17 protein-coding genes are annotated in these 17,981 nt (G+C 69.1%); 4 read left to right on the top strand and 13 right to left on the bottom strand.

The window, feature by feature from the left end; translation table 11 throughout:
• Nucleotides 1-5: 5 nt before the first annotated feature.
• From AB0B82_RS00320 to AB0B82_RS00275, 10 genes are all read right to left on the bottom strand, one after another.
• The gene (locus AB0B82_RS00320) at nt 6-917 is read right to left on the bottom strand and encodes a F0F1 ATP synthase subunit gamma (RefSeq protein WP_360160782.1); all 912 of its coding nucleotides are present in this window, start codon (nt 915-917) and stop codon (nt 6-8) included.
• Between the two features lie 4 nt (nt 918-921).
• Nucleotides 922-2,559 (bottom strand): F0F1 ATP synthase subunit alpha, encoded by a 1,638-nt coding sequence (gene atpA / locus AB0B82_RS00315; protein ID WP_360160780.1) that lies wholly within the window; start codon nt 2,557-2,559, stop codon nt 922-924.
• A gap of 90 nt (nt 2,560-2,649) precedes the next feature.
• Complete coding sequence (locus AB0B82_RS00310) at nt 2,650-3,447, bottom strand: F0F1 ATP synthase subunit delta (RefSeq protein WP_360160778.1); 798 nt, start codon at nt 3,445-3,447, stop codon at nt 2,650-2,652.
• A complete protein-coding gene (locus tag AB0B82_RS00305) occupies nt 3,447-4,019 on the bottom strand; it encodes a F0F1 ATP synthase subunit B (protein ID WP_360160776.1) in 573 nt (190 codons plus the stop codon). Before AB0B82_RS00305 ends, AB0B82_RS00310 begins: the two co-directional genes overlap by 1 nt.
• Nucleotides 4,020-4,052: 33 nt before the next feature.
• Nucleotides 4,053-4,274 (bottom strand): ATP synthase F0 subunit C, encoded by a 222-nt coding sequence (gene atpE, locus AB0B82_RS00300; RefSeq protein ID WP_360160774.1) that lies wholly within the window; start codon nt 4,272-4,274, stop codon nt 4,053-4,055.
• Between the two features lie 73 nt (nt 4,275-4,347).
• Nucleotides 4,348-5,130, bottom strand: a complete 783-nt coding sequence (gene atpB, locus AB0B82_RS00295; RefSeq protein WP_360160772.1) for a F0F1 ATP synthase subunit A — start codon at nt 5,128-5,130, stop codon at nt 4,348-4,350.
• Between the two features lie 109 nt (nt 5,131-5,239).
• Nucleotides 5,240-5,452 (bottom strand): hypothetical protein, encoded by a 213-nt coding sequence (locus tag AB0B82_RS00290; protein ID WP_360160770.1) that lies wholly within the window; start codon nt 5,450-5,452, stop codon nt 5,240-5,242.
• A 90-nt stretch (nt 5,453-5,542) separates the two neighbouring features.
• Nucleotides 5,543-6,007 carry a hypothetical protein gene (locus AB0B82_RS00285; RefSeq protein ID WP_360160768.1) on the bottom strand — a complete coding sequence of 155 codons (465 nt, stop codon included), beginning with the start codon at nt 6,005-6,007 and terminating at the stop codon, nt 5,543-5,545.
• A 203-nt stretch (nt 6,008-6,210) separates the two neighbouring features.
• Nucleotides 6,211-7,329, bottom strand: a complete 1,119-nt coding sequence (locus AB0B82_RS00280) for an MraY family glycosyltransferase (RefSeq protein ID WP_360160766.1) — start codon at nt 7,327-7,329, stop codon at nt 6,211-6,213.
• 150 nt (nt 7,330-7,479) lie between these two features.
• A complete protein-coding gene (locus AB0B82_RS00275) occupies nt 7,480-8,361 on the bottom strand; it encodes an L-threonylcarbamoyladenylate synthase (RefSeq protein ID WP_360160764.1) in 882 nt (293 codons plus the stop codon).
• Between the two features lie 230 nt (nt 8,362-8,591).
• Between AB0B82_RS00275 and AB0B82_RS00270 the strand changes: the two genes are divergently transcribed.
• The 4 genes from AB0B82_RS00270 (at nt 8,592) to AB0B82_RS00255 (ending at nt 14,369) form a co-directional block, all read left to right on the top strand.
• Entirely contained in the window at nt 8,592-9,617 is a 1,026-nt protein-coding gene (locus AB0B82_RS00270; RefSeq protein ID WP_360160762.1) for an adenosine deaminase, read from the top strand.
• A 17-nt stretch (nt 9,618-9,634) separates the two neighbouring features.
• Nucleotides 9,635-12,442 carry a BTAD domain-containing putative transcriptional regulator gene (locus tag AB0B82_RS00265; RefSeq protein WP_360160760.1) on the top strand — a complete coding sequence of 936 codons (2,808 nt, stop codon included), beginning with the start codon at nt 9,635-9,637 and terminating at the stop codon, nt 12,440-12,442.
• A gap of 98 nt (nt 12,443-12,540) precedes the next feature.
• Entirely contained in the window at nt 12,541-13,485 is a 945-nt protein-coding gene (locus AB0B82_RS00260; RefSeq protein WP_360160758.1) for a hypothetical protein, read from the top strand.
• A complete protein-coding gene (locus tag AB0B82_RS00255) occupies nt 13,482-14,369 on the top strand; it encodes an endonuclease/exonuclease/phosphatase family protein (protein WP_360160756.1) in 888 nt (295 codons plus the stop codon). The genes AB0B82_RS00260 and AB0B82_RS00255 overlap by 4 nt, the downstream gene beginning before the upstream one ends.
• Nucleotides 14,370-14,400: 31 nt before the next feature.
• Here the strand turns inward: AB0B82_RS00255 and prmC are convergent, their stop codons facing one another.
• The 3 genes from prmC to rpmE all read right to left on the bottom strand — a co-directional run bounded on the left by prmC (nt 14,401) and on the right by rpmE (nt 16,599).
• The gene (gene prmC / locus AB0B82_RS00250; RefSeq protein WP_360160754.1) at nt 14,401-15,228 is read right to left on the bottom strand and encodes a peptide chain release factor N(5)-glutamine methyltransferase; all 828 of its coding nucleotides are present in this window, start codon (nt 15,226-15,228) and stop codon (nt 14,401-14,403) included.
• Nucleotides 15,225-16,301, bottom strand: coding sequence for a peptide chain release factor 1 (gene prfA / locus AB0B82_RS00245; protein ID WP_360160752.1), 1,077 nt, complete (start codon nt 16,299-16,301; stop codon nt 15,225-15,227). Before prfA ends, prmC begins: the two co-directional genes overlap by 4 nt.
• Nucleotides 16,302-16,392: 91 nt before the next feature.
• Nucleotides 16,393-16,599, bottom strand: a complete 207-nt coding sequence (gene rpmE / locus AB0B82_RS00240) for a 50S ribosomal protein L31 (RefSeq protein ID WP_145813862.1) — start codon at nt 16,597-16,599, stop codon at nt 16,393-16,395.
• Nucleotides 16,600-17,981: the final 1,382 nt, after the last annotated feature.

The raw sequence follows: 17,981 nt of genomic DNA, 5'->3' as shown, positions 1-17,981 counted from the left end.
CTCTCTCACTCGCTCCCGGCGGTCGCGTCGGCCAGCGCACTCGCGCCACCGACGATCTCGCTGATTTCCTGGGTAATTTGCGCCTGGCGGGCCTGGTTCAGGTCCCGCGTCAGCTTCTCGATCAGGTCCTGCGCGTTGTCCGTCGCGGACTTCATCGCGCGCTGCCGGTTGGCGAGCTCGGAGGCCGCCGCCTGCAGCATGCAGAAGTGGATCCGGCTGGCGACGTACTTCGGCAGCAGCCCGTCCAGCACTTCCGCGGCCGACGGCTCGAACTCGTACAGCGGCAGGACGTCGTCCGGCGCCGGCGGCTCCGCACCCTCGACGACCTCGAGCGGCAGCAGCCGGATCACGTCCGGCCGCTGCGTCAGCATCGAGACGAACCGGGTGAAGACGATGTGGATCTCGTCCACGCCGCCCTCCTCGGTCGGGGTCAGGAACGCCTCGATCAGCGCGTCGGCGATCTCCCGGGCCCGCTCGTAGCTCGGGTTGTCGGACTCGCCGCCCCACGACTGCGCGATCTCGCGCTGCCGGAAGGTGTAGTACGCGATGCCTTTGCGGCCGCTGATGTACGGGACGATGTCCTTCTCGTCCTCGCGCAGCAGCTGCTGCAGCCGCTCACCCTCCCGGATCACGTTGGCCGAGTAGGCACCGGCCTGACCGCGGTCCGAGGTGATCAGTAGCACCGCGGCCCGGCGCGGGTTCTCCTTCTCGGTGGTCAGCGGGTGGTCGACGTTCGAGAACGTCGCCACCGCCGACACGGCACGGGTCAGCTCACGCGCGTACGGCGCGGCCGCCCCGGCACGTTGCTGCGCCTTGACGATCCGGGACGCCGCGATGAGCTCCATCGCACGGGTGAGCTTCTTGATCGTGGTGACCGAAGCCTTCCGATCGCGTAGCTCCCGCAGATTGGCCGGCATTGCGTCAGCCCCTCTTCTGCTTGACGATCTGCTCCTGCTCGACGTCCTCTTCGTCCATCGCCTCGGCCGGAGCCTCGGTGCCGAGCAGCGTGCCCTCGGAGGTCTGGAACGTCGGCTTGAAGGCCTTCAGCGCGTCCGTCACGGCCTGCGCCTCGTCGTCGCCGAACTGCCCGGACTCGCGGATCGCGTCGAGCACCTTGCTCTCCCGGCGCAGGTAGTCCAGGAAGTCCCGCTCGAAGCGCAGCACGTCGCCGACCGGGACCTCGTCGAAGTGCCCGTTGGTACCGGCCCAGATCGAGACGATCTGCTCCTCCACCGGGTACGGCGAGTACTGCGGCTGACGGAGCAGCTGCACGAGCCGCTGACCGCGGTCGAGCTGCCGGCGCGAGGTGGCGTCCAGGTCGGAGGCGAACATCGCGAACGCCTCCATCGCGCGGAACTGCGCGAGGTCCAGCTTCAGCGTTCCGGCGACCTTCTTCATGCCCTTGATCTGCGCGGCCGTACCGACCCGGGACACCGAGATACCGACGTCGATGGCCGGCCGGATGTTCGCGTTGAACAGGTCGGACTGCAGGAAGATCTGGCCGTCGGTGATCGAGATGACGTTGGTCGGGATGAACGCCGACACGTCGTTCGCCTTGGTCTCGATGACCGGCAGGCCCGTCATCGAACCGCCGCCGAGCTCGTCGGACAGCTTCGCGCAGCGCTCGAGCAGGCGGCTGTGCAGGTAGAAGACGTCACCCGGGTACGCCTCACGGCCCGGCGGGCGGCGCAGCAGCAGCGACATCGCGCGGTACGCCTCGGCCTGCTTGGTCAGGTCGTCGAAGACGATCAGGACGTGCTTGCCCTGGTACATCCAGTGCTGACCGATCGAGGAGCCGGTGTACGGCGCCACGTACTTGAAGCCGGCCGGGTCGGACGCCGGGGAGGCCACGATGGTGGTGTACTCCATCGCGCCGGCCTCTTCGAGCGCACCGCGGACCGACGCGATCGTCGAGCCCTTCTGGCCGATCGCCACGTAGATGCAGCGGACCTGCTTGTTCGGGTCGCCGGACTCCCAGTTCGCCTTCTGGTTGATGATCGTGTCGACCGCGATCGCCGTCTTGCCGGTCTTGCGGTCGCCGATGATCAGCTCGCGCTGGCCGCGGCCGATCGGGATCATGCCGTCGATCGCCTTGATACCGGTCTGCAGCGGCTCGCGGACCTCCTGGCGGTCCATCACGCCGGCGGCCTGGATCTCGAGCGCGCGCTGGCCCTCGATGCCCTGGATCTCGCCGAGGCCGTCGATCGGCTTGCCCAGCGGGTCGACCACGCGGCCGAGGTAGCCCTCGCCGACCGGCACCGACAGGATCCGGCCGGTCCGGCGGACCTGCTGGCCCTCCTCGATACCGTCGTACTCACCGAGGATGACGACACCGATGTCGCGGACGTCGAGGTTCAGCGCGATGCCCTCGGTGCCGTTCTCGAACTCGAGGAGCTCGTTGGTCATCGCCGAGGGCAGGCCCTCGACGTGGGCGATACCGTCACCCGCGTCGATGACGGTGCCGACCTCTTCGGCAGCGGTTTCGGCCGGTTGGTACTCGGTGACGAACCGATCCAGGGCGTTCCGGATCTCCTCCGGCCTGATCGTGAGCTCAGCCATTGTGTTTCCTGCTTCCTTGACCCTTGCTGGCCTGTTGTGGCTCTAAAGGCTTTCCCGACCCTTAGCGCCGCTTATGTCGTTAAGGGGCGTTCAGCCCGCGATGCGCCGTCGCGCGTCGTCGAGCCTGGCCGCGATGGTTCCGTCGATCACTTCGTCGCCGATGTCCACCCGGACGCCGCCGACCACGGACGGGTCGACGATCACGTTCAGCTGGATGTCCCGGCCGTACTGCCGTCCGAGCGCCGCGGCGAGCCGGTCGCGCTCGGCCGCGGTCAGGTCGACGGCCACCCGCACGGTCGCGATGCTGGCGTTCCGCCGGGCCGCCGCGGCGACCTGGTAGGCCCGCATCGACGCCGCGAAGCTCCGGCCGCGACCGTCCACGGCCCGCTCGGCGAGCCGCACCGTGGTGTCGTCGGCCTTGCCCTGCAGCAGTCCGCGGAGCAGCTCCTGCCGACGGTCGACCGGGAGGCGCCGGTCGCCCAGCTTCTCGGCGAGGTCCCGCTCGGCCGCGACCACGCGGTCCAGCCGGAACAGCTCGTCCTCGACCTCGTCCAGCTTCCGGCGCGAGTCGGCGTACGCGATCTCGGCCTCGACGCTGAGCTGGTCCAGGGCGTCACCCAGGTCGCGGCCGCTGACCCACCGACCGGCCACCGCGGCGGACAGGATCTCCAGCGCACTGTCGGAGATCTTGCCCGCGAACAGCTGCCGGGCCAGTGCGGTCTTGGTCTCGGCCGGCCGCGCCGGGTCGGTCAGGGCGCGCCGGAGCGCGCCGTTGCCGTCCAGCAGCTTGGCGATCGCGAACAGCTCGCTGCCCAGCCCTTCGGCCGGGGCCGTACTCGCCAGGGCCTGTTCGGCCCGGGCGAGTGACTCCTTCGACGCGCCGCGCATCAGCCGTCCGTTCCGACGGCCTGACGAGCGGACTCCGACGCCTCCAGATCGGCCAGGAAGCGCTCGACGGTCCGGCGCTGCCGGGCCTCGTCCTCGAGCGACTCACCGACGATCCGGCCGGCCAGCGTCGTCGCCATGGTGCCGACCTCGCTGCGCAGCTGGGCCACCGCCTGCGCCCGCTCGGCGTCGATCTGCGCGCGGGCGTGGGTGACGATCCGCTCGGCTTCGGCGTTCGCCTGCTCGCGCATCTCCGCGATGATCACCGCACCCTGCTCGCGGGCGTCCTCGCGGATCTTCGCAGCCTCCTGCCGGGCCTCGGCCAGCTGCGCGTTGTACTTCTCCAAGGCCGCCTTCGCCTCGGCCTGGGCCGCCTTGGCCTCGTTCATCCCGCCTTCGATCGCCGCGGTCCGATCGGCGTACGCCTTCTCGAACTTCGGTACGACGACCTTGGCGAAGGCGATGGCCAAGAGGACCAGGAAGACGAAACCGAAGATGATCTCGGCAGTGTGCGGCAGCAGCGGGTTGGCTTCCTCGCCGGCCGCTGCGCTGAGCGGTAGCACCAACGTCGTCATATCTGAGTCCTGTCAGTCAGAGGAAAAGGGGCGTCACTGGCGGAAGACGAAGGCGAGCGCGATACCGATGATCGCCAGCACCTCGGTCACGCCGAAGCCGATCCAGGCGATCGACTGCAGCTTGCTCTGGGCCTCCGGCTGGCGCGCGGTGCCGTTGATCACCGCAGCGAAGATCAGGCCGACGCCAACGCCCGGGCCGATCGCGGCGAGACCGTAGCCGAGGACTGCGATGTTGCCGGCAATCTCGAGAGCCATTTCAGGTGTTTCCTTTCGGTACGGATAGGGGCTATCCGGGTTTCCGTTACTACGGGTCTGGGGGTACTGCGGGTCAGTGGTCCTCGGCGATCGCGCTGCCGATGTACTGCGCGGTCAGCACCACGAAGATGTAGGCCTGGATGCACTGGACGAACAACTCGAGGCCGGCGATCGCGATGCCCATCAGGAACGTCAGGATGCCGACGCCGCCGAGACCGATGTTGCCGGTCTCGAAAACCAGGTACTCACCGCCGAGCACGAACACCAGCAGCAGGATGTGACCGGCGAACATGTTCGCGAACAACCGCAGGCTCAGCGAGATCGGCCGGACGATGATGTTCGAGATGAACTCGATCGGGATCATCAGCGGCATCAGCCAGGCCGGGACGCCGGCCGGCATCGTCTGGTGCTTGAAGTAGCCCCAGACGCCGTGCTTGCGGATACCGACCGCGTTGTAGATGACCCAGCTCATGACCGCGGCCACGTACGCCCAGCCGATGTGGCTGAAGGTCGGGAACTGGATCAGCGGGATCGTCGCGGCGACGTTGTTCAGCAGGATGAAGAAGAACAGGCCGCACAGGTAGGGCACGTACTTCATGTGCTCCTGGCTGCCGATCGCGTCGCGGGCGATCGAGTTGCGGACGAAGTTGTACCCGAGCTCGCCGGCGAACTGCAGCTTGCTCGGGACGACAGCGGCCTTGCGGGACGCACCCCAGAAGAACCACACGATGACGACGACGGACAGCGCGGCCACCAGCACGGGCTTGGTGAACCAGTCCACGCCGTCGATGATCGGCGGGGTGTCGAAGCTCTGTGGACCGGGTGCGATGAACTCGGTCGGAACGCCGGCGGTCACCGGGTCTCCTCTCGCGTCGTGCTCAAGTCGGACGCCTTGTGGCTAAGGGCAGGGCGGCTCAGGGCATGGCGGTCAACAACGTCAGACCCGGTAAGGATCGGATCCGAGGTCAGGACCGTGACCCGTACCGGAAGTGCAACATCAAGATGGTGAGCCCGGCACCGAGCACGATGCCCACCGGAAGCAAGAACTGGGTGCCGAACAAGCGATCCAGCCCGAACCCGATCCCGCCGTACACGACGAGACCGCCGATCAAGTAGGACAGGACCCGCCAGCCGTCGCCCCCTCCGGGTGATGGCTTCGGATCCTGATGCTCGCTCATTGGCACCCGAAACGTACCAGTCAGCGACAGTTGTGGTCACATCGGGGTCCGTAACGTCCACCACAGCAAGGGCGTTGTTACCAGCCGTGGTCACGCGGTCACCTCGCGGTCGAGGTCGTAGATCGGCACCCGGAGCCGGGACCAGGCCCAGATCTCGCCGGCCATCCAGCCCATCACGACCACCATCGCGGACAGCCCGAGCACGGTCAGATTCACGTGCTTTTCCAGGCCGTCCGAGTTCAGGGCGATCGCCAGGAAGCCGCCGAAGATCGCGATCCGGCCCGTGTACGACGCCATCGCGACGGCGAGCTGCATCGTCGGCGAGGTCTTCCGGGACAGGTGCAGCGCGAACAGACCGGCGCCGGAGAAGACGACCACCATCAACAACCCCAGCAACGCACCCCACAGACCGCGCAGACCGGCGGCGACCGCGGAGATCGCGGCGGCGTTGACCCCGACGACCACGGCGGCGACCAGAGCGCCACGCAACATCGCCAGCGCCGGATGCCTGGTCGCTTGTCCGGCGGTTTCGGGGCTGTGGGCCGTGGAAGCCATCTGGTGGTTCCGTCCTGCAGGCGGGCTGGTCTCGCGGCCAACTCGTCGGGTGGGCGGGGTCAGGGGTGTCACTGTTCTTCGCTGGTGCTTGTGAAAACTAGCACAAAGTCTGCAAAGTCAGCAAAACGGGGCATCTCCCGCTGTACGAGCACACCCTATCGGTAGCCCACGCACGCGAGTGGTCTGGTCCCCGTTCGCGGCAGTCAGACCTTGGCGAGCGGTTTCCCGGGGCGTCTGGGGAGGCCGGTGGTGAGGAGTACCGCGGTCACCGCGACAGCGAAGACGATCAGCGCGGTCCACCAGGTGAGGACGAGGCCCAGGACGACCACGCCGTACGCGATCAGGGCGGTCCACAGGTACATCAGCAGGACGGCCCGGCGGTGCGAGTGGCCGCGTTGCATGAGGCGGTGGTGGAGGTGCTGTTTGTCCGCGGCGAACGGTGAGCGGCCGGCCTTGGTACGGCGGATGTAGGCCATCGTGAGGTCCAGCGCGGGGATCGCGAGGATGGCGATCGGCAGCACCAGCGGGAGCAGCGCGGGCAGCAGGCTCGAGCCGCCGACCTCGTACGGCACCGCGTTCGGGTCCATCTGGCCGGTGAGGCTGATCGTCGACGCGGCCAGCATCAGGCCGATCAGCAAGGCGCCGGAGTCGCCCATGAAAACCCTTGCGGGGAAGAAGTTGTGCGGCAGGAAGCCGAGGCAGGCGCCGGCCAGCGCGACCGTGATCAGCGTCGAGGTGGTCGCGCGGTCCAGGTTCTCGTGGACGTTCAGCAGGTACGAGTACGTGAAGAACGCGGTCGCGCCGATCGCCGTGACGCCGGCTGCGAGACCGTCCAGGCCGTCGACGAAGTTCACCGCGTTGCAGGACACCAGCAGGATGCCCGCGGTCAGCACGGCGAGTTGCGCGGGCGACGGTGAAATCACGCCGCCAGGCAGCGGGAGCCAGTACAACTGGATGCCCTGGACAACGAGTACGCCGACCGCGAGCACCTCGCCGGCCAGCTTGGTGATCGCGTCGAGTTCGTACAGGTCGTCGACCACGCCGACCGCGCAGATCACCACGCCGCCGACCAGGATCGCCCGGGCGTCGTGCGCGACCTGCAAGCTGTTGCCGAGGAACGGCAGGCTGGACGCGACGGCGAAGCCCGCGATCAGGCCGCCGAGAATGGACAGGCCGCCGAAGTACGGGATCGGAACCTTGTGGACGTCACGGGCCCGGACCTTCGCGACCGCGCCGTACCGCAGCGCGATCTGCCGGGCGACGCCGGTCAGCAGAAAGGTCGTGGCCATCGCCACGAACAGGACCAGCAGGTACTCGCGCACTAGGCCATGTCTCCTGACTTCACACCGTAGCGACTAGGTGCTCGGTGTGGTAGCTCGGCGTGCGAGGATGAAGGGTTGGATGCGGAGCATCTTGCCCTTCGCGCTCGTGCGGCGAGACGCCGCGCCGAGTGCCGCGCGGTAGCTGTGGACTCAGGAGTCATGGCCTCGGTCGGCAGGCCTCGTATCGGGTTCGGTCTTCTTCGCCACGTCCTGGTTGGACGCCTCAACCGGGCTCGGGGTTGGCTCAGCCTGCTCAGCCGCCACCTCGGCCGGCTTGTCCCCCGGCTCCGCGGCCGGCTTGTCGTCGGAGGCCTCCGCCGGCGTCTCGTCGGGCTGCTGGGCGGGCTGCTCGGCGGGCTCGTCGTCGGTTTGCGCCGACGGGTCAGCTTCGGGGTCGACGGTGACTTCGGGGACGATCGCGCGGAGTTGGGCGACCGACAGTGCGCCGATGCGCACCACGCGGGGTGTGTCACCGGTCAGGTCGACGATGGTGGAGGGCAGTCCCCCGGCCACCTCGCCGCCGTCCAGGTAGACCGCGACCGCGTCACCCAGTTGCTCCTCGGCGTCGTACACGTCCAGTGCGGCCGGCTTGCCCGACGCGTTGGCCGAGCTGACCGCGAGCGGACCGGTTCGCGACAGCAGGTCCCGGGTGTTCTCGTGGTTCGGGACGCGCAGCGCGACAGTGCCCTGGGTCTCCCCCAGGTCCCACATCAGCGACGTCTGCGCGTGGCAGATGACGGTCAGTGGCCCGGGCCAGAACTCCTCGCAGAGCTTTCGGCCGCTGTCCGGGATGTCGGTGGCGAGCGCGTCCAGCGACTCGACGACCGAGATCAGCACCGGCGGCGGGACGTCCCGGCCACGACCCTTGGCGTCCAGCAGCCGCTGGACGGCGTCGGCCTTGAAGGCGTCCGCGGCGATGCCGTACACGGTGTCGGTCGGCATGACGACCAGGTCACCGGCCTCGATGGCGTCCACCGCAGCGCGGTAGGCCGGTGCCAGTTCGTCCCCGGTGAAGTCGAAGCGCTCACTCACGGAGTGAATCGTGCCACTCGCGTGGTCCGCGTCTCCAACCGGGCTGTAGCTGACAAACGTTTGTCAACTTCCCAGCGGGCACCGGCCACCATTCCCTAGGATCCCGACCATGACCGAATTGAATGGTCGCGGCTCCGTCGCGACGGGACCTGGAGCTGTGACTCCCGGCCTTGCCTTGTCGCTCCGGTCGCTTCGCTCCCTCCGCTCCTCAGTCCAGGCCGGGAGGCCCCATGCCCGTGTCGCGTGAGTTCTTGGCCGGATTGCCCAAGGCCGAGCTGCATGTCCACCACGTCGGGTCGGCGTCGCCGCGGATCGTCGCGGAGCTCGCCGCCCGGCATCCCGGCTCGTCGGTGCCGGCCGATCCGGCCGCGCTGGCCGAGTACTTCAAGTTCAGTGACTTCGCGCACTTCATCGACATCTATCTGTCGGTGGTCGACCTGATCAAGACGCCCGAGGACGTCCGGTTGCTGACCTACGAGATCGCCCGCGAGATGGCGACCGAGCAGAACCTGCGGTACGCCGAGCTCACAGTCACGCCGTACACGTCGGTGATCCGCGGGATCGCCGCGGAGGCGTTCTGCGAGGCGATCGAGGACGCCCGGGTGGCGGCCGAGCGGGACTTCGGCCTGGTGCTGCGGTGGATCTTCGACATCGCGGGCGAGGACGGCATCGCGAGCGCCGACGAGACGCTGCGGATCGCCACGAAGATCCGCCCCGAAGGCCTGGTCGGCTTCGGTCTCGGCGGCCCGGAGATCGGCGTCCCGCGGCCGCAGTTCCAGCCACACTTCGAGGCTGCCCGCGCGGCCGGTCTGCACAGCGTGCCGCATGCCGGCGAGACCACCGGTCCGCAGACGATCTGGGACGCGGTCCAGGTGCTGAAGGCCGAGCGGATCGGCCACGGGACGTCGGCCGTGCAGGACCCGGCGCTGGTCGAGTACCTCGGCGAGCACCGCATCCCGCTCGAGGTCAGCCCGACGTCGAACATCGCCACCCGCGCGGTCGCGTCGTACGACGAGCACCCGCTGCGGGCGATGGCCGACGCCGGTCTGGTCGTGACGATCAACTCCGACGACCCGCCGATGTTCGGTACCGACCTTACCAACGAGTACGCCGTCGCCGCGCGGCTGCTCGACCTGGACGAGGCCGGTGTCGCCGAGCTCGCGAAGACCGCCGTCCGCGTCTCGTTCGCCGAGGACTCGGTGAAGTCGGCGTTGCTGTCCGACATCGACACCTACCTGAGCGAAAACGCCGTGTAGCTGAAAGACTGTCCTGTGTGACGGACGAGCTGCGCATCGACCTCCTTGGTCCGGTGCGCGGCTGGTCGGGCGGGCGCAGGCTCGAGCTCGGTCCGCTGCGGCAGCAGGCGTTCCTGGCCGTACTGGCGCTCCGCCCGAACCAGGTGGTCACCGCCGACGAGTTGCTCCAGCTGGTGTGGGACGACGCACCTCCGGGCAGTGGAACGCAGATCGTCGCGACGTACGTGTACCGGCTGCGGCGGCTGTTGCCCAAGGACGTACTGGTGACCGCGCCGGGCGGGTACCGCTTGCAGCTCGCTCCGGACGCGCTCGACCTGGCGCGGTTCGAGCAGTTGGTCGGTGCGGCCGATGCGTCGAACGACCTCGACGAAGCGGCCGCACTGCTGTCGGAAGCCCTTGCGTTGTTCACAGGTGAGCCGTTGAGCGCTCTGCCCGGGCACTACCTCGGTGTCGAGCGACACCGGCTCACCGAGCGCCGCCTGAAGGTGCTGGCACAGCGGATCGACCTCGACCTGAAGCGCGGCCGGTACGCCGATCTGGTGCCGGAGCTGGTCGCACTGGTCGAGGCGGATCGACTGCGGGAGCAGTTCGCCGGACAGCTCATGCTCGCGTACTGGCACAGCGGCCGGAGCTCCGAGGCCCTCGAGACCTACACGCGTACCAGACGCGAGCTGATCGACCAGCTCGGTGTGGAACCCGGTCCGGCGCTGCGCGAGATCCACCAGCGCATCCTGCGCAACGACGAGCGCGCTGCCCGTCCTGCGATCCGTGACGAGCTGCCGTACGACGGTGCGGCCTTCGTCGGGCGTGACGACGTACTGCAGGAGGTGGTCGACGCACTGCATCGCACCGGTCCTGCTGTCGTCGCGATCGACGGTATGGCAGGTGTTGGCAAGACCGCGCTGGCTGTCCGTGCTGCACGCCAGCTGGCGGACCTGTATCCAGACGGTCGGCTCTTTATCGACCTGCAGGGCTATACGCCCGGACACGAGCCGGTGTCGCCGCTACAGGCCCTGGACCGGCTGTTGCGTGCTCTGTCCGTTCCAGCGGACCGCATCCCGGCAGAGCTCGAGGAGCGGGCCGCACTGTGGCGTTCTGAGCTGGCAGGTCGCCGTGTGCTCGTTGTCCTCGACAACGCACCGGACAGCGCCGCCGTACGGCCACTGCTGGCTGGGAGCCCGGACTGTGGAGTACTAGTGACCAGCCGTCGCCAGCTGACCGGTCTGGACGCGACAGGTCGCGTTGCACTCGACGTCCTGCGGCCTGAAGACGCCCAGGCGTTGTTGACCGAGATCGTCGGACCGGACCGTGCCCGTGACGCAGCTGCTGCAGCGCAGGTCGTGAGCCGGTGCGGTCACCTGCCGCTGGCCATTCGCGTGGCCGGCTCGCGGCTGCGTCATCGGCCGAGCTGGACGATCGCGCACCTCAGTCGCCGACTCGACGCCGAGGACAGGCGGCTCGCTGAGCTCAGCACGGACGGCGGTGGGGTCTCCCCTGCTTTCGCCTTGTCGTACGAGCACCTCCCGCCGGAGCAGCAGCGCCTGTTTCGGCTGCTCGGTGCGATGACCGGTCCGGACATCGAGCCGTACGGCGCGGCTGCACTGGCCGATGTGGATCCGCTCGAGGCGGAGGACCTGCTGGAACAACTCGTCGACGCCAACCTGCTGCTGCAGCTGCGTCCTGGGCGTTTCCAGTTCCACGACCTGCTGCGACAGTACGCACGGACGCTGGGTGCAGAACCGGTCGCCGTACGGCGTCTGCTCGACTACTACCTCTACGCGACCGCGGCCGCGAGTACTGCGATCTTCAGCAGCCCCGTGCTGCCGCTGGACGAGCCGTCGCCGGTGCGTCTGCCTGCCTTCGCGTCGGCCTCGGACGGGTTGGAGTGGATCGACACCGAAGGTGCGAACGTTCTGGCGACGATCCGGTACGCCGAGTCCAGTGGCGCGTCGCAGCATGCGTGGCGGCTCGGTGTGGTGGTGGCGTCCGGGTTCTTCCAGCGCGGCAGGGTCGACGAGATGAACGAGGCGCTGGAGCTGGCGCTGCGTGCTGCTCCGGACCCGTCGGCCGAGGCACGGGTGTTGTTGTCGATCGGCAGCCTCGGACGGTACCGGCGCGGCGCTGAGGACAGTCTGCATGCGCTGGAGCGGGCCCGCGAGCTGACGCCGCCAGACGCAGATCTGGGGCTGCGGGCGCGGGTGCTCGCGTCGCTCGGGTACAGCCGGGCGAAGCTGCGTCCGGACGACGACGCACTCGGCGTACTCGAGGAGGCGCTGCGAGTCGCCAAGCAGGCCGGCGAGGTCGGCGTCGCGTCGCGGGTACTGGCGTACCTCGGTGTCGCGTACGGGGACCGCAGTGAGTTCACCCGGGCGCTGGCGGCGTACGAGGAGTCGCTGGCGTTGGGCGATCCCGCCGTACGCGCTGAGGTACTGAACGGGATCGGCGAGTGCCTGCTCGAGCTGGACCGCGTGGAGGAAGCCGTAGCCGCGCTGGCGACGGCCAGAGACCTTGGCGTCGACCGTGGCGCCGACTACAGCCTGATCTACACATATGCCTTCCTGGGTACGGCGTACGCGCGCCAGCGCCGGTGGGACAACGCTGTAGAGGTCGGGCGGCGGTCGCTGGAGCTGGCGCTGGACAGCGACTCGAAGCAGTCGCAGCTGAACGCGTATCTGCGCTTCGCGGAGACGCTGCTGGCCAAGGGCGATCTGACCCAGGCACGACCGCACTTCGCGCGGGCGCTGGAGCTGGCGGTCGAAGAGGGCGCGGAGGCGACAGTACGGCGTGCAGCAGCCGGACTGGAGCGAGCCGCCCCCGCGGCGTGACGACCGGCCGGATGACGGCTGGCTGCGTGACGAACCGACGGGATGACGGCTGGCGGCGAGCTGTCCCGGCGGCGTGCGGCGTGTGGTTGGCTGGTGCGGTGTGGAGAGTCTGCGGAGCACTGGCCGCCGTACTGCTCGGCCTGGCGGCCTGTAGCGACGAACCGGCGCCCGGCGGTCAGCCTTCGGCAAGCCGCGCCGCGTCGAGTCCCAGTCTCACGCCGACTCCCGTCCCCACTCCCCCGCCGGCACCGGAGGGGTTGCCGCGCGGTGGTCGCGTCATCTTCCCGAAGTACCAGCTGGTCGGGTACGTCGGCCTGCCGGGTTCACCGGCGCTCGGCCCCCTCGACAAGAACCTGGATGCGAAGGCGGCCGCGCTGGAGAAGCTCGCCCGTTCGTACGCGGCCGGCCGCACACCGTTGCCGGTGATGGAACTCATCACTGTGGTCGCGAAGGCGTCACCGGGCAAGGACCGGCTGTACCGCGGGCGGCTCGACGACGCGAAGATCGCGGAGTACCTGGTTGTCGCACGCAAGCACAAGATGCTGTTGCTGCTTAACGTCCAGCCCGGCCGCGCGAAGATCCTGCCCGAGGTGAAGCGCCTCGAGCGCTGGCTGAAGGAACCGGACGTCGGCCTCGCGTTCGACCCCGAGTGGGCGGTCGGTCCGAATCAGGTCCCGGGCCGCGTCTTCGGCCACACCACAGGCGCCGAGCTGAACAGCATCGCGGCGTACCTGTCGGGTCTTGTCACCGCGAACGACCTGCCGGAGAAGGTGTTCGTGTTCCATCAACTGTCGGCGCGGATCGTCACCAACGAGCAGGCGCTGAAGCAGCACCGGGGCGTGGTGATCATCAAGTCGGTCGACGGCATCGGCGCCCGCGTCGACAAACTCAAGACGTGGACCAAGCTCACCACTACGCTGCCCGCGGGCGTCCACGCCGGCTTCAAACTCTTCTACACCGAAGACACCCGCCACGGCCCGCTGATGACGCCCGCCCAGGTACTTGCCCTCGAACCGCGCCCGGAGCTGGTGATCTACGAATGATCTCGATCGCGTTCGTCAACGTGGCCGGTGGCCGCCTCGTCGGCCCCGAGGGGTACGAGGCCGCCGACCGGACGGAGGACTTCGGCCAGGCGCTCGCGCGACTGCAGCCGGATGTCCTGATCGTCACCGAGCTCGACTCGGACGGCGATCAGCTCGAGCGTCTCGCCGCCGCGGCGATGCCCGGGCGTACGGCGTCGTTCGTGCGGCACGGGTTCTCACCTTCGCACATTCCCGGTGTGGCGCGGTTGGGGGTGGGGATCGCGTCGACGTACCCGTTGACGGAACTCGAGCGGATCGACCTCCCGGACCCGTCGATCGACTTCCTGCACTGGCGCACCGGTGCGCCGATGGATCCGCATCCGAAAGGGTTCCTGGTCGCGCGCGGTGAGTTCGGGGCGCTCGGTGAGATCGATCTGGTGGGTGGGCAGGTGTGTCCGATCCACATGTTCCGCAGCGCTGCGGGCGTCGAGTACACGTATCAGGAGGGGCCGGGGCGCGAGTACGGCGTGGAGCTGTCGGCGTACTTGCGGGACGAGTTCGCGGCGCGCGGGATCCGGCGAGCGGTCGTCGCGGGAGACCTGAACATGCCCAACCCACGCGATGTCTTCGGTGAGCCGCTCGGTCTGGTCGACGCGTTCGGCGATCCGCCGCCGGTCACCACACCGGACGGTCGCTCGATCGACCGCCTGTTCTCCACACCGGACCTGGTGGCCCGCGACGTCGAGGTGGTCCCCGTGCCCGGCGCGGACCATTTCCCGGTGGTCTGCCGACTCGCGCGCCGGCAGCCCGACTCCCGCCCGATCGGCCTGATCCAGGAACAGGACCTCGCGCGGCCGCCCACACGTCCCGCCGGCCCCAGCGGCCGCCGGGGTCTCACGCGCTGACCGAGCCGGCCCACGCCGAGCCGAGCTGACGTCAGATGCGGCGGCCGGTGGTGAAGCGGGGGCGGTTGGCCAGGTCGTGCTGGTCGCGGACCTCGGTGAACAGGGTGGTCGCGGTGAAGACAGCGGGCGCGGACTCGCCTTGGACGTCGGCGTGTTCGCAGGCGAACCAGCCGCCGGGCTTCAGCAGGCGGGCGGCCGTCGCGGCGACGACCTTGATCTCGTCGAGGCCGTCGTCGCCGGACCACAGCGCCAGCGCCGGGTCGTGGTCACGGACCTCCGCGGTCACCGACTCCCAGGCCGTGAGCGGGATGTACGGCGGGTTCGAGACGACCGCGTCCACCTGGCCGTCGAGCTCCGGCAAGCACCCGTCGATGTCGCCCTCGTGCAGGGCGACGCCCGTACCTTCGAGGTTGCGCCGGGCCCACAGGGCCGCCTCGGACGACAGCTCCACCGCATGGACCGTACTGTCCGGCCGCTCCGTCGCGATCGCCCCCGCGATGGCTCCGGACCCGGTGCACAGATCCACCACCAGCGGATTCGGCACGCCGGCGAGCTGGTCCAGGATCCAGCCGACCATCACCTCGGTCTCCGGCCGCGGCACGAACACGCCGGGTCCGACGACCAGGTCCCGGTAGCGGAACGTCGCCGTACCGGTCAGGTGCTGCAACGGCTCGCGTCCGGCGCGTCGGGTGACGAGGTCGTCGTACCGCGCCCGCTGCTCTTCCGTGGGCTCACTGAGGTGCAACCGGCTCGAGCCGGTGACGAAGGCGAGCAGTTCCGCGGCGTCGTACTCGGGCGAGGCAACACCCGCCTCGCGCAGCCGGGCGGCCGCCTCGGAGACGAGTGACCTGGTGCTCATTGCGTCTCGACGGCCTCGAGGCGGGCGGCCAGGTCGGCGTCCGTGAGGGCCTTGATGACCGGCTCCAGGTCGCCCCCGAGCACCTGGTCGAGGTTGTGCGCCTTGTAGCCGACCCGGTGGTCGGAGAACCGGTTCTCCGGGAAGTTGTATGTGCGGACACGCTCCGACCGGTCGACGGTCCGGATCTGCGACCGGCGGGCGTCCGACGCCTCCTGGTCGGCGGCTTCCTGCGCCGCGGCGAGCAGGCGGGCGCGCAGAACGCGCATGGCCTGTTCACGGTTCTGCAGCTGGGACTTCTCGTTCTGCATCGAGACCACGATCCCGGTCGGCAGGTGGGTGATCCGCACCGCCGAGTCGGTCGTGTTGACGCTCTGCCCACCCGGCCCTGACGACCGGAACACGTCGATCCGCAGGTCGTTCGGGTCGATCTCGACGTCGACGTCCTCCGCCTCCGGCAGCACCAGCACCCCGGCTGCGGACGTGTGGATCCGCCCCTGCGACTCGGTCACCGGCACCCGCTGGACACGGTGCACGCCGCCCTCGAACTTCAGCTTCGCGTACGGCGCCTCGCCCGGCTCCGGCGTACCCTTCGCCTTCACCGCGACCGTGATCGACTTGTACCCACCGAGGTCGGATTCGGCGGAGTCGAGGACCTCGGTCTTCCAGTTCTGCGATTCGGCGTACTTCAGGTACATCTTCAGCAGGTCGCCGGCGAACAGCGCAGACTCGTCGCCACCCTCGCCCGCCTTGATCTCGAGGATCGCGTCCTTGTCGTCGTTGGGGTCCCGCGGTACCAGCAGCGTCTGCAGCCGCTCGGCCAGCTCGGCACGCCGTTCGCTCAGCCGCGCGGCCTCATCGGCGAACGCCGGGTCCTCCGCGGCGAGCTCCTTCGCGGCCTCGATGTCGTCACCGGCCTGCACCCACTCGTCGTACGTCCGGACCACCGGCGCCAGCGCGGCGTACCGCTTGCCGACCCGGCGGGCGTTGGCCTGGTCGGAATGCAGCTCCGGCTCCGCCAGTTGCCGCTCGAGCTCGGCATACTCCGCCTTCAGCGTCTGCACCGCTTCGAACACGACCGCACTCCTCCCTTCCAGTGTCCCCACAGACGACAAACCGCGCGCCGGTCCCGCCTGCGTGAGGCGGGACCGGCGCGCGGCGTGACAGCTACTTCTTGGCGTACCGCTTCTCGAAGCGGGCCACCCGGCCACCGGTGTCGAGAATCTTCTGCTTACCGGTGTAGAAGGGGTGGCACTGCGAGCACACGTCGGCGTGAATCACGCCGTTCTCCGCGGTCGAGCGCGTCTGGAACGTGGCGCCACAGGTGCAAGTCACCGTGGTGTCCACGTACGTCGGGTGGATGTCGCTCTTCAAAACAGTCTCCTAGGTTTCAGGCGCCCCGGGTCGTCCGCACGGTGCGAACGTGAACCGGAACCAGCCAACTAGTCTGCCACGCCCGCCTGTCCCGGTGGAAATCCACCCCACCCACCCGCCCCACCCACCCGCCCCATCCAAGAGCCACAGCCGCCACACCCCGACCGGCCACCCCGTGACCTGGCTGGCCATCCTCGTGACCTGGGTGCCGGCCGGTATGCCCTGGGCGCCGGCCCGCGTGCCCTGGGTGGCGGCCAACGAGTCGAGTACGGCGGTCGTCGGCCGATCGTGCGGGCCAACCCGAGGGGGTAACCCCTCGGGTTGGGGGTTCTCTGCTGGTGTACGAGCAGAGGACCCCCAACACCAGCGGTTATCCGCTCGTATGCCGTGCCGTGGAGCAGCCGGCGGCGACCTGGTCGGTGTTCAGCACGCGGTGATGGTGCGGCGTGGCAGCGTCGCGGCGTGGCGTGGCGTGATGGTGCGGCGTCGCGGCGTGGCGTGGCGTGATGGCGCGGCGTCGCGGCGTGGCGTGGCGTGATGGCGCGGCGTCGCGGCGTGGCGTGGCGTGATGGCGCGGCGTCGCGGCGTGGCGTGGCGTGATGGCGCGGTGTGGTCGTAAGGGGTTTCCGGGCTTCCGCCGCACGGTGGGTTCACCCACGGTGTTGTGGGTTCCGCACCCTTCACACGGGTCAGGAACCCACAACGCGATGGGTGAACCCACCGCGCGGGGACAAGCGCGGTCGTCGAGCGCGGGCGCCGACTCGGGCACCCAGAACCACCCACGGATCGGTCACAAGAGCCGGATATCCCCTCGTCTGACTGAGGTGTGGGTGGGTCCTGCCGGAAGTGGGAGGCTCGTGAGCCGACGGCATGAGAGATGGCTGCGCTGCTGAGGGCCTACAGGCGTTAGGGGCCTGCGCGATGGTGGCCAGGGGCGACGAGGACCTGGGCCGATGGCGCGTGGGGCGATGGGCGCGTGGAGCGATGGGGGCGTGGAGCGATGGGGGCGTGGAGCGATGGGGGCCCGGAGCGATGAAGGCCCGGAGCGATGAAGGCCCGGGGCGATGGGGCCTAGGCTTGTTGGAGCCGCATCAGTGGAGGGTTTTCCTCCGTATGGCGGGCAGAATCCTCCACTGTCGTGCCGAAAACTCTCCTAGGAGAGTTTCGCGGGTCAGCGGTGCACGCGGCGCAAACTTGGTGTGAGCCCGGACTGCGGCGGACGGCGTGGCCGCAGTGGCCTGAGCGGTCGGCGTGGCCGCAGTGGCCGACGTAGCCGACGTACCCACAGTGGCCGACGTAGCCGACGTACCCACAGTGGCCGACGTAGCCGACGTACCCACAGTGGCCGACGTAGCCGACGTACCCACAGTGGCCGACGTAGC

Source organism: Kribbella sp. NPDC048915 (assembly GCF_040649595.1).
Classification (GTDB): Bacteria; Actinomycetota; Actinomycetes; order Propionibacteriales; family Kribbellaceae; genus Kribbella.
The sequence above is the reverse complement of the archived record's forward strand: the minus strand, read 5'-3'. Positions and strand labels throughout refer to the sequence as shown.

Excerpts from the sequence above, each read along its gene's own strand:
- AB0B82_RS00320 (WP_360160782.1), bottom strand. The coding sequence starts at position 917 with ATGCCGGCCAATCTGCGGGAGCTACGCGATCGGAAGGCTTCGGTCACC.
- atpA (WP_360160780.1), bottom strand. The coding sequence starts at position 2,559 with ATGGCTGAGCTCACGATCAGGCCGGAGGAGATCCGGAACGCCCTGGAT.
- AB0B82_RS00310 (WP_360160778.1), bottom strand. The coding sequence starts at position 3,447 with ATGCGCGGCGCGTCGAAGGAGTCACTCGCCCGGGCCGAACAGGCCCTG.
- AB0B82_RS00305 (WP_360160776.1), bottom strand. The coding sequence starts at position 4,019 with ATGACGACGTTGGTGCTACCGCTCAGCGCAGCGGCCGGCGAGGAAGCC.
- atpE (WP_360160774.1), bottom strand. The coding sequence starts at position 4,274 with ATGGCTCTCGAGATTGCCGGCAACATCGCAGTCCTCGGCTACGGTCTC.
- AB0B82_RS00290 (WP_360160770.1), bottom strand. The coding sequence starts at position 5,452 with ATGAGCGAGCATCAGGATCCGAAGCCATCACCCGGAGGGGGCGACGGC.
- AB0B82_RS00285 (WP_360160768.1), bottom strand. The coding sequence starts at position 6,007 with ATGGCTTCCACGGCCCACAGCCCCGAAACCGCCGGACAAGCGACCAGG.
- AB0B82_RS00270 (WP_360160762.1), top strand. The coding sequence starts at position 8,592 with ATGCCCGTGTCGCGTGAGTTCTTGGCCGGATTGCCCAAGGCCGAGCTG.
- AB0B82_RS00255 (WP_360160756.1), top strand. The coding sequence starts at position 13,482 with ATGATCTCGATCGCGTTCGTCAACGTGGCCGGTGGCCGCCTCGTCGGC.
- prmC (WP_360160754.1), bottom strand. The coding sequence starts at position 15,228 with ATGAGCACCAGGTCACTCGTCTCCGAGGCGGCCGCCCGGCTGCGCGAG.